At 64.7% G+C, this 14,333-nt stretch carries 13 protein-coding genes and 2 tRNA genes; 8 read left to right on the top strand and 7 right to left on the bottom strand.

Annotated elements, in window-relative coordinates; all coding sequences use genetic code 11:
• Window positions 1-49 precede the first annotated feature (49 nt).
• Genes NMP98_RS17250 through NMP98_RS17235 form a run of 4 tightly spaced genes read left to right on the top strand, consistent with a single transcriptional unit; the run spans window position 50 to window position 3,824 of the window.
• Window positions 50-1,189 (top strand): ABC transporter permease, encoded by a 1,140-nt coding sequence (locus tag NMP98_RS17250; RefSeq protein WP_254859090.1) that lies wholly within the window; start codon window positions 50-52, stop codon window positions 1,187-1,189.
• Window positions 1,186-2,160, top strand: a complete 975-nt coding sequence (locus NMP98_RS17245; protein WP_254859089.1) for an ABC transporter ATP-binding protein — start codon at window positions 1,186-1,188, stop codon at window positions 2,158-2,160. The genes NMP98_RS17250 and NMP98_RS17245 overlap by 4 nt, the downstream gene beginning before the upstream one ends.
• Window positions 2,157-3,416: an ABC transporter ATP-binding protein gene (locus tag NMP98_RS17240; RefSeq protein WP_254859088.1), complete on the top strand. Its 1,260-nt coding sequence runs from the start codon at window positions 2,157-2,159 to the stop codon at window positions 3,414-3,416. The genes NMP98_RS17245 and NMP98_RS17240 overlap by 4 nt, the downstream gene beginning before the upstream one ends.
• 24 nt (window positions 3,417-3,440) lie before the next feature.
• Window positions 3,441-3,824 (top strand): DUF7475 family protein, encoded by a 384-nt coding sequence (locus tag NMP98_RS17235; RefSeq protein ID WP_254859087.1) that lies wholly within the window; start codon window positions 3,441-3,443, stop codon window positions 3,822-3,824.
• On the opposite strand, the gene NMP98_RS17230 is transcribed toward NMP98_RS17235, so the two are convergent.
• The 4 genes from NMP98_RS17230 to NMP98_RS17215 all read right to left on the bottom strand — a co-directional run bounded on the left by NMP98_RS17230 (window position 3,825) and on the right by NMP98_RS17215 (window position 8,788).
• Entirely contained in the window at window positions 3,825-5,930 is a 2,106-nt protein-coding gene (locus NMP98_RS17230) for a type II secretion system F family protein (protein WP_254859086.1), read from the bottom strand.
• Window positions 5,927-7,834 carry a type II/IV secretion system ATPase subunit gene (locus NMP98_RS17225; RefSeq protein ID WP_254859085.1) on the bottom strand — a complete coding sequence of 636 codons (1,908 nt, stop codon included), beginning with the start codon at window positions 7,832-7,834 and terminating at the stop codon, window positions 5,927-5,929. Before NMP98_RS17225 ends, NMP98_RS17230 begins: the two co-directional genes overlap by 4 nt.
• A gap of 208 nt (window positions 7,835-8,042) precedes the next feature.
• Window positions 8,043-8,114 (bottom strand) — tRNA-Thr (locus tag NMP98_RS17220).
• Window positions 8,115-8,143: 29 nt separating this feature from the next.
• Entirely contained in the window at window positions 8,144-8,788 is a 645-nt protein-coding gene (locus NMP98_RS17215; RefSeq protein ID WP_254859084.1) for a DUF7114 family protein, read from the bottom strand.
• A 59-nt stretch (window positions 8,789-8,847) separates the two neighbouring features.
• On the opposite strand from NMP98_RS17215, the gene NMP98_RS17210 reads away from it, so the two are divergent.
• Window positions 8,848-9,555, top strand: a complete 708-nt coding sequence (locus NMP98_RS17210) for an enoyl-CoA hydratase/isomerase family protein (RefSeq protein ID WP_254859083.1) — start codon at window positions 8,848-8,850, stop codon at window positions 9,553-9,555.
• A 71-nt stretch (window positions 9,556-9,626) separates the two neighbouring features.
• Window positions 9,627-10,214 (top strand): hypothetical protein, encoded by a 588-nt coding sequence (locus NMP98_RS17205; protein WP_254859082.1) that lies wholly within the window; start codon window positions 9,627-9,629, stop codon window positions 10,212-10,214.
• 3 nt (window positions 10,215-10,217) lie between these two features.
• Here the strand turns inward: NMP98_RS17205 and NMP98_RS17200 are convergent, their stop codons facing one another.
• A complete protein-coding gene (locus NMP98_RS17200) occupies window positions 10,218-11,045 on the bottom strand; it encodes an NAD+ synthase (RefSeq protein ID WP_254859081.1) in 828 nt (275 codons plus the stop codon).
• Window positions 11,046-11,238: 193 nt separating this feature from the next.
• Here NMP98_RS17200 and NMP98_RS17195 point away from each other — a divergent pair.
• A tRNA-Gly gene (locus tag NMP98_RS17195) sits at window positions 11,239-11,309 on the top strand.
• A gap of 311 nt (window positions 11,310-11,620) precedes the next feature.
• The gene (locus NMP98_RS17190) at window positions 11,621-12,025 is read left to right on the top strand and encodes a CBS domain-containing protein (RefSeq protein WP_254859080.1); all 405 of its coding nucleotides are present in this window, start codon (window positions 11,621-11,623) and stop codon (window positions 12,023-12,025) included.
• A 4-nt stretch (window positions 12,026-12,029) separates the two neighbouring features.
• On the opposite strand, the gene NMP98_RS17185 is transcribed toward NMP98_RS17190, so the two are convergent.
• Together NMP98_RS17185 and NMP98_RS17180 are read right to left on the bottom strand one after the other, a co-directional pair.
• Window positions 12,030-13,661, bottom strand: coding sequence for a potassium channel family protein (locus NMP98_RS17185; RefSeq protein WP_254859079.1), 1,632 nt, complete (start codon window positions 13,659-13,661; stop codon window positions 12,030-12,032).
• Between the two features lie 79 nt (window positions 13,662-13,740).
• Window positions 13,741-14,298 carry a hypothetical protein gene (locus tag NMP98_RS17180; RefSeq protein ID WP_254859078.1) on the bottom strand — a complete coding sequence of 186 codons (558 nt, stop codon included), beginning with the start codon at window positions 14,296-14,298 and terminating at the stop codon, window positions 13,741-13,743.
• Between the last annotated feature and the right edge of the window lie 35 nt (window positions 14,299-14,333).

Genomic DNA, 14,333 nt, shown 5'->3' with positions numbered 1-14,333 from the left:
AACTTCCCTCAGAACATAAAGTTTTATCAAATGGCATCGGACATTTCCGTTGTCCCTGCCCTCCATGCCGCCGGAAGAGTTACCGAGAATCGATTGGTCAGACGAACGGTCCGGGTTTGACTCACCGTCGCCGGCAATCACGACGCTTCTCGTCGGTGTCGCGGCCGTCCTCGTGTTGTATCTGTACGACCACTACGTCGCTCACGTCTACCTCGTCGGCCAGTGGAACGTCTCGTTTCTGGAGTGGCTGTTCTTGCTCTCCCTGCCCGTCTTTGCGGCACTCGTCGTCGCGACCCTCCGACGGCGCGAGGACGCCGCTCGCGTCTGGCGACGGTTCCGGACCGACACCGGTTCGGTCCTCGCTCTGTGTGTGTTCACCGCCATCGTCGTCGTGGGATTGTTCGGGCCGTTCGTTCGCCCGGTCTCCCATAACCTCCTGTATGCCACCCAACCGCCGCTGTTCTTCGACCGGCCGACCGTCGCGGTTCCCTCGTGTGCCGGCGTCGTCGTCGACGGGCAATGTCACGGCTCGCTCCGGTTTCCGCTCGGGACCGACCGCTTCGGTCGAGACATCCTCGCCCTAACGGTCGCGGGCGCTCGCATCGCGACACTTATCACGTTCGTCGCGGCCTTGCTCGTCGTCCCGCTGGCTACCGTCGTGGGGCTTCTCGCCGGCTACCGCGGCGGCTGGGTCGACAAAGTCGCCGTGACCGGCATCGACGCCCAGCAGACGGTCCCCGCCATCATCGTCTACGTCCTCATCGTGAGCCTTTCGAGTCGTAGCCTCGCGCTGTTCGTCGTCCTCTTCGGGCTGTTCAGTTGGGGTAGCGCCGCCAGACTGATACGCAGCGAAACGCGTCAACGCCGCGAGTTCGGGTACGTACTGGCCGCCCGGAACCTCGGTGCGGACACCGGACATCTCCTCCGCCGTCACCACCTACCGAACGTCTCCAACGCCGTCGTCACGGTGGCGGCCCACCTCGTCCCGATACTCGTGTTGACCGAGGCGGCTATCGCCTTTCTCGACCTGACGAACCCCGACCTGCTGTCTTGGGGACGAACCGTCGTCGCTGCCCGACACTGGTGGGTTTCACCGCCCGCGGTCGTCGCCCTCGCGGCGATGGCCGTCTCGTGTAAAGTACTCGGCGACGGGCTCAGAGACGCCCTCGACCCACGAGGTGGCCGATGACGCTGTTGTCGGTCGAGGGACTCCGGGTGGAGTTTCCGACCGACGAGGGGACCGTCAAGGCCGTCGACGGCGTCGACTTCACCGTCGACCGCGGCGAAGTCGTCTGTCTCGTCGGCGAGACGGGGTCGGGGAAGACGGCCGCCTGTGAGGCGCTGACCCGAATCGCAGACGGCGCAGCGGTCGCGGGGTCGGTCCACTTCGACGGCCGGGAGTTGACCGACTGCGACGACCGGACACTCCGGTCGGTCCGCGGGGGCCGAATCGCCCACGTCTTCCAGCAACCGGGGACGAGTCTCGACCCCGTCTACTCCGTCGGCGACCAGATAATCGAGGCGATACGCCTCCACGACGACGCCTCCCGGAGCGAGGCGAGAGCCCGCGCCATTTCGCTGCTCGAAGACGTGGGTATCGCCGCCCCGGCGGAGCGCATCGACGCCTATCCACACCAACTCTCCGGAGGGATGCGACAGCGGGTCGCCATCGCCGTGGCGCTGGCTGCCGACCCGGACCTGCTCGTAGCCGACGAACCGACGACGGCGCTGGACGTGACGCTACAGGCTGGCCTGCTGGAACTCCTCCGGGAGTTGAGTTCTGCCCGCGACCTCGCCGTGTTGCTCGTCACTCACGACCTCGGCGTCGTCGCGGAGTTGGCCGACCGAGTGGTCGTCCTCTACGGCGGTCGCGTGATGGAACGCGGCGGCGTCGGGGCGCTGTTCGACCGGCCGGCCCACCCCTACACCCGGCTTCTGTTCCGGTCGCTTCGGGGAGTCGCCGAGGGCACCGACGACCGCCCGACACCCGCCGACGGCGGCTGTCCGTTCCGGTCGGAGTGCCCTCACGCAGTCCCCGACTGTGCGGACGGCTATCCTGCGTTCCACGCCGCCAACGGCGACGCGGGCCACGAAGTCGCCTGCGTCTTCTACGGCCCCGACTACGACATCGCGACGCTCGGTGGAGGGGGAGGGTCGTGAGCGGCGGCGACCCCCTGTTGTCGGTTCGGGACCTGAAAAAACACTATCCGGTCAAACGCGGGTTCCTTCGCCGGACGGTCGGCCACGTCAAGGCCGTCGACGGCATCGACCTCGAGTTGCGGCGCGGCGAGACGCTCGCGCTCGTCGGCGAGTCGGGGTGTGGGAAATCGACCGCCGCGCGGTCGCTACTGCACCTCGACTCGCCCACCGGCGGCGAGGTCCGTTTCGACGGGGAGTCGGTGGGGTCGTTCGACGACGCCGAGTTGAGCCGGTTCCGCCGCCGCGCACAGTTGCTGTTGCAGAACCCCGACGAGGCGTTCAATCCCCGGATTCCGGTCGGCGAATCCGTCGCGGAGCCGATAGACATCCACGGCGTGAGCGACGCCGAGCGCCGCGAGGAACTCGTCGCCGACCGCCTCGAACGGGTCGGCATCGACCCCGAGACGGCCGACCGCTACCCCCACGAGTTCTCCGGCGGGCAGAAGCAGCGCCTCGCGCTCGCACGGGCGCTCGTCTTCGACCCCGACCTGCTTGTCGCCGACGAACCCACGAGCGCCCTCGACGAGCGCGTCCAGACGCGAATCCTCTCGTTGCTCGAAACGTTGCAGGCCCGCCACGACCTCGCCATCCTCTTTATCAGCCACGACATCCGCACAGTCCGTCGGTTCTGTGACCGTGTCGCCGTCATGTATCTCGGTGAAATCGTCGAACGGGGGCCGGTCGACGCCGTCTTCGAGGACCCACAGCATCCCTACACGCAGGCGCTGGTCGATGCCGTGCCGACGCTCGACCCCGACGAGCGCGGCGGGACGAAACCGCTCGGTGGCGACGTTCCGGACCCCGCCGACCCTCCGTCCGGTTGTCGGTTCCACACCCGCTGTCCAGTGGTCATCCCGCCCGAGGAGTACGACATCGACGCCGAGACGTTCCGGGCAGTACTGGACTTGCGACTCGCCGTCACCGCAGACGACGTCGACATCCAACGGCTCCGAAACCGACTGGATGACGGCGACGACGAACGACTTCGGGCGGTGCTCCGGGAGCGATACGGCGTTCCCGTCTCACTTCCCGACGACGATGCCGAAGGGGCACTTTCGGCGGCGCTCGACGCCCTGCTCGCCGGTGACGAGGAGGCCGCGCTGGAGCAGTTGGAAACGTCGTTCACCACGGTGTGTGAGCGTCGCGAACCCGAGACCCACGAAACGGCCGCCGGTTCGGCGGCCTGTCATCGCCGTGATGAATCGTCGCCATTTTAGTGACTCCTCGAAGAAGCGGGGCCAATGGCCGCCGATAGCTTCGAGTTGCGAGACGTCGAGTGGACGCTCCCGAAGGCAGCCCTCGTCGTCCTGTCGTTCGTCAGCGCCGCCATCCACCTCACGCTGGCGACGACGACCGGCAACCACATTTTCGCGGTGCTGGCGCTTGGACTCCTCGCTGGCTTCGTCGTCTTCTTTACGAACTTCTGGAATCCCGTGCTGTATCTCGTCGGAGCGATATACATCAGCGTGATGAGCATCGTCTGGGTTCTCGACGGTGCGCCGTTGCTGTCTCTGGGCATCGCCGACAAAGTCGTACAAGCCGGCCTGTTCGTGCTGTTCGTGTACCTGTTGTTCGAGGAGGTCGGGACGACCGAGGAGGTCGAAGCGTCCGAAGGCGAGGGGTGATTACACGAACGCGAACACCGCCAGCGCGACGAGGACGAGCGCGATGCTGTACTTGAGACCGCTTCGAACGTCGCTGTCGGCGAGTTCGCCGATGATGAGACCCGTTCCGACCGCCTGCACCAGCGCCGAGTGAAGGAACAGCGCGTTGTACGTCGACACGTCGCCGGCGCCGACGTTGATGAGTTGGTCGAGTTCACCGCTTTCGGTCTCGCCGATGCGTTCGATGACCGGCGCGAGGAAACTCTGGTCGATGACGACGACGGTACCGAGGTAGACGAGGAAGCCGATGGCGACGACCGCGACGTACGTTTGGAGTTCCTGCTCGCGGGCCCGTTCCATCTGGAGGCGGTGTCGCGTGTCCTGGGCAGCGATTTTCAACACCTGATGAAGGTTCCCGGTCGAGCGACTCCCTTCGGCGAGAATTTTGCAGGTCCTGGTCAACTGCGGGACGGCCATCCGGTCGGCCATCGACAACAGCGCGCTCCGCATGTCGTGGTTCCAGCGAATGTCGTTTCGGACGTGGCGGAGTTCCTCGGCGAAGCGGCCCGTCACGTTCCGGGCGACCAGTCCAAACCCCTCGACGAGCGAGACGCCCATCTGGTTCGAACTCGCGAGGATGTCAAGGGCGTCGGGCAACCGCGACGCGACGTGGCGCCGCTGTCGGCGACTCTGCTCGTGGACGATTGACATCGGCGTCGCCACGACGAGAAACGGAGCAACCAAAAACAGGCTCGTCGTCCGGAACGGCGTCGAGAGGATTCCATCGGCCGACGGCGTGCCGAACACGACGGCAGCGATGCCAAGATACGCGGCTGCGAGGGGAGCCGAGAACAGAAGCGTCAACTCCGGCCGTCGTCGCAGCGGCTTCAGCGGGGCCGACAGGAACGTATCGAGTCGACGACGGAGTCGGATTCGTCGGATGACGGCGTGCTGTGTGTCGTCGCCGAACCACTCGATCGGCGAAGAGAAGTCCGAATCCGTGGTCACGCTGTGATTCGGCGAGCGGTATGGTTCAGAGAGCATCGACACCAGGACGATGAACCCGACCATTCCGAGCGGGAGCACGAGGTACACGATAGCGAACAGCATGCCGAACCCCGCAGAGCCGAGGAACGTCATCATGATGAGGGTGATGATGAGAAACAGCGGCGCGGCGACGAAGGCGACGATGAACACCTCACTGAGCATTGCCAGCGCCTCGAGGAACCGCTTCTGTTCCTCCTGGCTTCGCTGCATGTACTTGTCGCTCTCGTCGCGGAGGAACTCGGTGACGTTCCCGCCGCTGTCGAGGACGCTGAGCATGTCGTCGAGGAACGTCTCCATGTTCTCGCTGGCTGTGAGGTTCCGGGCGTTGCGTATCGCCGTGAACAGGTCGTTGCCGAAGACCTCCACGTCGCGGACGACCATGTCGAACTCGTGGGCGACTTCGCCGTAGGTGTCCTCGGCCTCCGCCATCCGCTTCAACACCGTCACGAAGTCCATCCCACCGTAGGAGAGCGCGTACATGTAGACGATGGCGTGCGGCAACATCACGTCGATGTTCCGCCGCCGACTGTCGACCAGAATGTAGGGGTAGTAGTACTGGGCAATCCACGTCACGGTCGCGCCGAGGAACATCAACAGGAGCGTGGACGTGGCCCCGAAGAAGAACACCCGATTGGCGGCGATGAACACCACGATGTCGGACAGCACCGTCCCGCTGGAGGTCGAAATGGGCGCTTCGATGCCCGCGAGAACGCCCAACTGCGACAGCGCGACCGTCAAGCCGAGTCCCAACAGCGCACACAGCAACCCAACGACGACCGAATACAGGACGGTTCGCGTCAGGTACACGTCGTAGGAAAGCCCGAGGCGGGCCTGATTGAGACGACGCTGGAGGCCGAAGTGTTCGTCCGGACGGGCTTTGAAATACGTCCGGATGGGGCCGAACTTCTCGACCAACACCTTGCGTCGTGCCGTCGGAAGGCCGCTCGTGGGGAGGTACTGCTTGCGCTCGTACTCCGGCACTGGCAGTTGCTCTTCGGTTCCGCCGTCGCTGAGTGCGGTTCCGTCGGCCGTCCCATCCGACCCCTCCGTACGGTCTCTTGCGGAGTCGTCGTGGCTCATTGTCCGTCCCCGGAGACGCCCTCTTCGAGCGTCCCCGCCGGTTCGAGTTCACCGTTTTCGATGTCCTCCAACACCCGCTCTTCGTTCTCGATGAACGAGTGGATGACGCGAGCGACGTCCTCCCACCACGTGATGTCGTTCTCCACTAAGTACTCCAGCACCCGCTTTCGACCGTCGATGGCCGACTGCAGTTGTTTGGTCGACCAGCCCCGGTCGGCCGCGATTTCCTCGAGGACGGTCGAATCGAAGCCCTCGTTGTAACTGTCGTCTCTGGGGTTCCACTCGAACACCTTGTTTGCGAGGATGTCGTCGCCCTCGCCGCCGCTGATTAACTCGGTGATGTTCTGGTTTCGCCGGACGCGCTCGTCGCCCAACAGCACCTGCTTTTGAATCGAGATGATATCGAGCTCCTTTATCATCTGGGTCGGAACGCTGAGCGGTTCGTTCTCAAGTCGGTTGATGACGCCCATCACGGACTCGGAGTGGACCGTCGTGTACGCCGTGTGTCCGGTCGCCATCGCCTGGAAGAACGTGAGCGCGACCCGGGATTCGGTCCGAATCTCACCGACCAACAGGTACTCGGGCCGTTGCCGGAGGGCGGTCTGGAGCTGTTGATACATCGTCACCTCACCGGAACCGTCGGCGGTCGCCGACTCCCGCGTCAGCGACTGCACCCAGTTTTCGTGCGGCAGCGACACCTCCTGGGTGTCCTCGATGGAGACGATTTTGCTCTTCTTGGGGATGAAAAACGACACCGCGTTCAGCGACGTGGTCTTGCCGGCGCCGGTCCCCCCGGCGAACATCAACGAACGGTTGTTCTCGATGGCGAGCCACAGATACGCCATCTGCTCGATGGAGAACGTCCCCCAGTTGATGAGGTCGACCGGCGTATCCGGTACCGACGAGAACTGCCGAATCGTGAAGTTCGGTCCCCGCGTGGCGATTTCGCCGCCGAAGGTCAACTGCACTCGGGAGCCATCGGGGAGCGATGCGTCGACGAGGGGGTTCGACACCGAGAGGTGTTTGCCGGCTCGCTGGGCCAGTCTGGTGACGAACGACCGCAGTTCGGACTCGCCGAACGTGATGTTCGTATCCAAATCCCGGTAGTCCCGGTGATAGACGAACACGGGGAGGTTCCGCCCGTCACAGGAGATGTCCTCGACCGCGTCGTCGGACAGCAGCGGGTCGATGCGCTCGTAGCCGACGAAGTCCCGACGGAGGTAGTAGGCGAGTTTGTGAACCGACAGCGGCGACAGCGACGCCGTATGGTCGTCGATGAGTTCGATGACCCGCCGGTCGAACATCGAGGCGCGCTCGGCCTCGCTGCCGAGGTCCTCGTACATCAGGTTGTTCCGGAGGATGCGCGTCAACTCCTCTAAGATGTACTCCTCGAAGGCGCCCAGCGCCGGTTCCGTCACCCGGTAGTGGAGTTCGCCGTCGGCGTCGCTCCGGAGAACCGACACGTACGCGTACGGTTCGTTGACCCAGTAGCGTTCCACTTCCTCGTGGGAACGGAGATAACTGAAATCGAACCACTCCTCCCGGAGGTCGTCGGGGTCGGGCGTCTCGATTGGGAGGTCGTTCGTGACATCGGAGAAATCCACCACGTCGGCGATGACATCGATTCGCGTCGGGTGGTCCCGAATCGGGTCGTCCATCGGAAGCCGGTCGACCCCCGTTCCGGGAACCTCGGAGAGGGAATCGTCGCCACCGACGAGGAGGTCGATGTAGTCCCTGAATATACGAGAGGCCTCTCTGAGTCCGCTACGCTTCCGTTTGGGTGCTTGCGTGACGGATAGCTCTCCCGTCGATTCACCGTCAGTTACGCCCCCATCGGAGGCCGCTTCAAAGCCATCCTCATCTGTACGACTCTCTGAGTCCCCCTCGCTGTCGTCACCCCACATACACACGTGATATACGTTACCACACCTAAACGTTTGCTATTAGTTTCACGTTCGGAAAACGGTCAATCGCGTTTAACGACTGCCTACCCTCCCGGCAGTTCCACGACGTACAGACGAGCAACGAGTTCGCCGAGATACAGCCCGCAATTAGCAACGCCACACAAGCGGCAGGCCGCGAACGAATTTCTACCAGATTAAACGCAGAAAGAGCCTAGGCCGGGATTTGAACCCGGGCTCTCGTCCTTACCAAGGACGCGCTTTACCGCTAAGCTACCCAGGCAGGCACTTCTCCGTAGCCGGGTTGCCCCGTTAATCGTTTCGATTCAGCGGCCGCCCGCTATCGATTGACAGGCCTGCCAGGCGGTCGCGTCGTCCGTCGTCGAAAAACGCCTCCGCGGAGTCGAACGGCGAGTTCTCGGGGGCGAAATCGTCGGCGAGGCCGGCGGCGTCGTCGGTTCGGCCGCCGGAGGCCGAGACGCCGGTGCGGATGGCGAGTTCGAGTACGTCAGTTTCGAGGTTGCCATCGAGGGCGGCTGCGTGGTCGGGGGGCGCTGATTCGCGGACGGTCTGGTCGCGGCCGAAGGCGCGGACGACGCCGACGGCGTCCTCGGCGGCGTCGGTGCGGGCGAGCAGGTAAAACCCGCGGGCGACCAACACGTCGGCGGCGAGAATCGCCATGTTGGCGGCGTCGCGGTCGCCACCGTTCCAGGAGTCCTCCTGTGCGAGGTCCCGCGTGAGTCGCAGTCCGTCGTAGATGAGTTGGACGCCGGCGGCCTGTTCGACGAGGTCCTCTGGGTGTTCGTCGGTGACGGCGCGGGCGCTCAGAAGCGTCAACACGCCGGGGACGACGGACCCATCTGCGACGTACTCGTCGATGGTCCGGCGGAGTTCCTCAGGGGCGACATCCGCGACCGACTCGGACGCTGCCCGCCGGACCGCGGCGGCTTCCTCCATTGCCGACATGTTGGGGAGCGAAGGGCAAAGACCTTTGGAAACGGTGGCAATCTCACCGTATGATACGCGTCGAAGACGGCGGCAACGTGCGCGTCGTCACGCTCGACCGGCCGGAGCGCCGTAACGCTTTGACGCCCGCAGCGCTGGCGGAACTGGAGGCCGCGGTCACCGACTGTGCCGCGCCGGTGGTGTACCTCCGCGGGGCAGGTGAGGCCTTCTGTGCCGGTGCCGACCTCTCGACGGTTGCGACGGTTGCCGAACGCGACCCCGACTCGGTCGAGCCGTTCGTCCGCCGCGGGCAGGCGGTCGCCGACGCCATCGAGAGTTCCTCGTCGGTCGTCGTCGCCGGCATCGAAGGGGCGGCCCGCGGCGGCGGCGTCGAGTTGGCGCTCGCCTGCGACATGCGGCTGGCGACTCCGAAGGCCACCTTCGGCGAGCCGGGCGTGACCTTCGGCCTCTTCGGTGCGTGGGGCGGCACCGTCCGACTCCCCGAGGTCGTCGGGATGGGCGACGCGCTGGACTTCTCGCTGTCCGGGCGGGTCATCGATGCCGAGGAGGCGCTTCGCATCGGGCTGGTCTCCCGCGTCGTCGAGTCGCCGCAGGCCGTCGCCGAACGGGTGGCCGAAAACGACTCGCTTGCACTCGAACACGTCAAAGAGCGGATTCGTGACCGAGGTCCAAAATCCGAACAGGAGGACGCCGAAGTGGCCGCTTTCGAGGCACTCGTCGAAGCCCATGCCGAGGACCTCCGCGAGTTGGGCGAGTGAGGCAGGCGCCGAACGGAGTCGTTTCAATTACCGTAACAGTTGAAAGCCTTGACGGATAAGGGGAGGTAGAAATGCCCGAGTGCGACTACTGCGGTGCCTCCCACGACACCGAGGAGGCTCATCTCGAACACCTGAAGTCCGCCCACGCCGACGAACTCGGTCCCATCGACAAGCGCCGGGTCGGCGACATCGACGGCGACGACGGCCTCCCGACCGGTCCCATCGCCCTCGGCGTCGTTTTGCTCGCCTCCCTCGGCATCGTCGGCTACGTCGTCTTCGTCGCCGGCAGCGGGAGCGCCGCCGGCGACATCGGGCCGGCCGGAAGCGCCCACCACCACGGGACGATTAACGTCACCATCACCGGCGAGACGTTCGATTTCTCACAGGCACGGTGGAAACAGCCACAGGAGTATCCCCGATTCCACTTCGAGGGGCGCTCCGACGACCGCTGGCACGCACACGCGACCGGCATGACGCTGGAGTACGGCATGAACACCCTCGGGTTCGAAATTACGGACAACTCTGTGACCTACGACGGCACGGAGTACGTCGACGGCGAGGGCTACGAGGTCGTCGTTGAAGTCAGCGGCGAGGACGTATCGCCCGATTACGTCCTCCAAGAAGGCGACCACATCCGAATCGTCGTCAGCGAAGCCTGATTCTCACAACGGGTCCGGCGCGGGCGGCATCGACCGCTTGTGTTCGCTCTTTTCGTAGAGGTCGACGACACGCTCGACGGCCTCCTCGGGCAGTCCGAGTGTCCGCACGGTGGCGTCCTTCGAGAACGGCCCGTCGACGTGGAGCGCGAGAACCGCGTCGAGTTCGTCGTACCCAAGCCCCATCTCCTCTTCGTCGGTTTGGCCCTCCCACATCCCTGCAGTCGGCGTCCGGGTGACGAGGTCATCCGGGACGCCGACTTCGCGGGCGAGTTGCCGGACCTGACACTTATACAGGTTGCCGATGGGGTTGCAGTCGACGGCCTGGTCGCCGTACTTCGTGAAGTAGCCCGTCGCCGCCTCCGAGCGATTGCCGGTTCCGAGGACGACCCGGCTTTCGGCGTTGGCGATAAAGTAGTTCAACACGCCGCGTGTTCGCACCCGGACGTTCCCAAGCGCCATCCGGTCGTCAGCGGCGTAGTCGGGTGCTGCCTCGACGAAGGAGTCGACGATGGGGTTGATGTCGATTACGTCGTACTCGATACCGAGGTTCTCGGCGACCCGCTCGGCGTCGGTCTTGTCGGCCTCGGGGTTGGACTCGCTCGGCATGAGCAGTCCGTGCAGTCCCTCGGTGCCCAGCGCCTCGACGGCGAGATGGGCGGTCAGCGTCGAGTCGATGCCGCCCGAGAGTCCGAGGACGGCCCCCTCCGCACCCGCGTCCTCGACGACGGACTCGATGAACTCGACGATGTGTTCGCGGCGAGCGTCGAGTTCCGCCTCGGAGAACAGCAAGTCCACGTTCGTCCCCTCGACCAGTGGTGAAGCACTCGTCATCGACGGTCCGTTCGCTCGCTCGTGACTAATAACCTCCCGTCAGTGGGGGTTTCTTGGACGGCCGTCCGGTTCCGATGGCGACACCGAGGCGCTACGTTCAAGTGCGGGCGTCAGGTACGTTGCTTTGAACGCCGTCGGTGAGCGAACCGGAACGGTTCGCGAGCCGCGGGGCGTGAGGAGAGAAGCGACGAATGCGCCGTTGGTCCAGTGGTAGGACATTAGCTTCCCAAGCTAATAGCCCGGGTTCAATTCCCGGACGGCGCATGATTGTCTCGAACGCCAGTGAGAGACATCATCGCCACCGGAATTGTAACCCTGCCAGTCGCAGCGTCCGAGCGAAGCGAAGGCGACCGTCTGGCTCCGGTTCAATTCCCGGACGGCGCATAGCGAGGCCGAACGGAGTGAGGCCTCGGGAACGCGAACGGGGAGCGGATTGACCCGTAAACCGACTTCTTGCGGTCGTGCGCCATCCGTAGTTCGAAAACGCTTCGCGTTTTCTCACGCCCGGACATCGACGGCGCCTCCTGTCGTTCCGCGACGACAATGCTTAACACACGGCACGGGGAAGGGAAGGTATGGACGACATCTTTGTCGCACGGTTGATGTCCACGGATTTACACACGGTCTCCCCGGATGCACTGGTTGAAGACGCCGCGGCCGTGATGCGTGAACACGACATCGGGTCGGTCCTCGTCGTCGACGAGTCGGGCCATCTGGAGGGGATTCTCACTTCGACCGACTTCGTCGACATCGTCGCCGAACGGAAGCCGAAAGACCGGACGCCCGTCTCGGAGTACATGTCGACGGGGCTCACCACGGCGTCGGCACAGGACCCGATTCGGGAGGCCGCCGACACGATGCTCGAGGAGGGAATCCACCACCTGCCGGTCGTCGACGAGACGGAGGGCGTCATCGGGATGCTCACGACGACCGACCTCACGGCCTACGTCTCCGAACTTCGGTCGCCGGTGTCCGCCTGACTCGCTAGCCGAACCGGTCGGTGAACGCGCTTGTCCCCTCGTCGGTGCCGGCGATTATCAGTTCGTCGCCGTCCTCGATTCGGAACCCGGGGCCGATTTCGGTCTGAACCTCGCCGTTCCGTTCGACGGCGATGACCGTACAGTTCGTCTCCGAGCGGACTTCCGCTTCGCCGATGGTCGTGCCGACGAGTCCCGGCGCCTCGGTCTGGACGATGTCGACTTGCTTGTCGAAGGAGATGACCTCCTCGTCGAGAATCGTCGAGGCCAACATTCGACCGCTGACGGTCGCAAGCGAGAGAACGTAGTCCGCCCCGGCACGATAAATTTTGGTGACGTTCTCGTTTTCCTCGGCGCGGGCGAGGATTTCGATATCGGGCGCGAGGTCGCGAGCGACGAGCGTAGCGAATTCGGTGGTCGTGTCGTCCGACAGCGCGAGGACGGCGGTGTTTGCCTCCTGAATCCCGCCTGCCTCGAGGTCATCGGGGTCGGTCGCGTCACCGACGATGTCGACGCCCGGTTTTTCGAAGAGGTCGATTGTCGTGTACGGGATGCCCTCCTCGTCGAGCCGGCTGGCGACGGAGTCGCCGACCTCGCCGCGACCGATGAGGATGGTCTGACTGCTCCGGAAGTGCCGGATGGCCGACAGCGTGAGGTTCTTGAGCCGTTCGAGTTGCTTCTCTTGGCCAGTGACCAGAAGGACCGTACCGGAGTCGATGACGGCGTCCGGCGACGGCGGCGTCTCGAACTGCCCGCGGAACCACGCGCCGATGACGTTCGCGCCGGTCCGCTGTCGGATGCCGATTTCGTCGATGGTCTTCCCAATGAGTTCGCTGCCGTGGTGGACGGGCAGTTCGACGATTTCGAACTGGTCGCCCGCCGCGATGGCCTCCGAGAGCGACGTTGAGATGCTGGTCGTGATTTTCGATGCGAGACTCCGCCCCAACAGCGCCCGCGGCGAGAACACCTCGTCGGCGCCAGCGAGGTGGTGGTACCGCTCGCGGGAGGGGTCCTCGGCAAAACTGATGACGTCGACGTCGTCGGCGAGTTCCTTCGCGGTCAGGATGATGCTCGTGTTGATTTGGTCGGTGTCGTCGGCGACGAGCGCACGGGCCGACGGGAGCCCCGCCGCACGGAGCCCGTCGACGGTTTTCGGGTCGGCGTGGATGACCGAATACCCCGACTCGTGGAGTTCCTCCGCTACTTCGCGTTCGTTCTCGATGATGACGTAGTCGACGCCGTTGGACTCGAGTTCGTCGATGAGCGTCTCGCCCCGGGAGGTGAGGTTACAGATGACGACGTGGTCTTCGAGGTCCTCGACGCTCGTCGGAGCGGTCGTCGAGATGGCCTCCTCGAACAGCGGGAACACCAACGCCGGCAGCGCCAGGAAGATGAGGACGACCCCTGTCAGGTCCATGACGATGACCAACACGAGCATCTCCCAGGATGACCACCCCGCCGCATCGGAGCCGAAGCCGGTCGTCGTGAACGTCTCGACAACGATTTGGAGGGATTCGAGATACGACCGCGGGCTGTTCTCGAAGACCGACATCGCGTAGTCGTAGGCGGCGGCGTAGGCCAGTATCACCGCCGCCAAGCCGAGAAGATAGTAGAACGTCCGACGCCGCCAACTGTCCATGTAGGTCCCGCTGCGTCCGGAGACGATAAAGTATCACCGACAACATGGAGACGGATCGTCAGCGGCGGCCCGCAGGCCGTTACTCTTCAACCCGGTGGCGTTCGACGCGGTCGGTCCTGTTGCCCACGTCCATCACGTAGTCGGTGAGCAACTCCGTCACGGGCGTCCAACAGCGATACAACCGCCGGGCGAAGGCGCCGAGGACGAGCAGTCCGGCCGTCAAGAAGCCAAGGTGATAGAAGCCACCGATACCGAACGCCTCCAACGACGGCGTCACGACGGCCTCAAAACCGTGGTATCCGACGGTGACCGCGACGAAGCCGACGAGGAGCTTTGCGGCCACCGCCGCGTTCTCGACTGCGGCGTCGGGGCCGTCGAGTGCCTGTCCGACGGCGCGTTCGACCGACAGCGCGAGCCACACCAGCGCGACGACGACGAGAAGCGTCAGGACGGCCACGACGGCGTCCCACAGCGACACCGACAGCCCCGCGACCAAGCGGTCGACTGCGGGCGTGACAGCCAAGAGCCCGACCAACAGTACCGAGCCGGCAACCGCGAGACAGCCGCCGACGATACGTCGGACGGTCCGCTGTTCGAACGACGGGACGAACCGAAGCGGTCCGGTTGTATCACTCATGGGCAATCGCGGCGATATCCGGCGGTCGGGGATAA

Origin of the sequence: Natronomonas gomsonensis, assembly GCF_024300825.1 — an archaeon.
GTDB lineage: Archaea > Halobacteriota > Halobacteria > Halobacteriales > Haloarculaceae > Natronomonas > Natronomonas gomsonensis.
The sequence above is the reverse complement of the archived record's forward strand: the minus strand, read 5'-3'. Positions and strand labels throughout refer to the sequence as shown.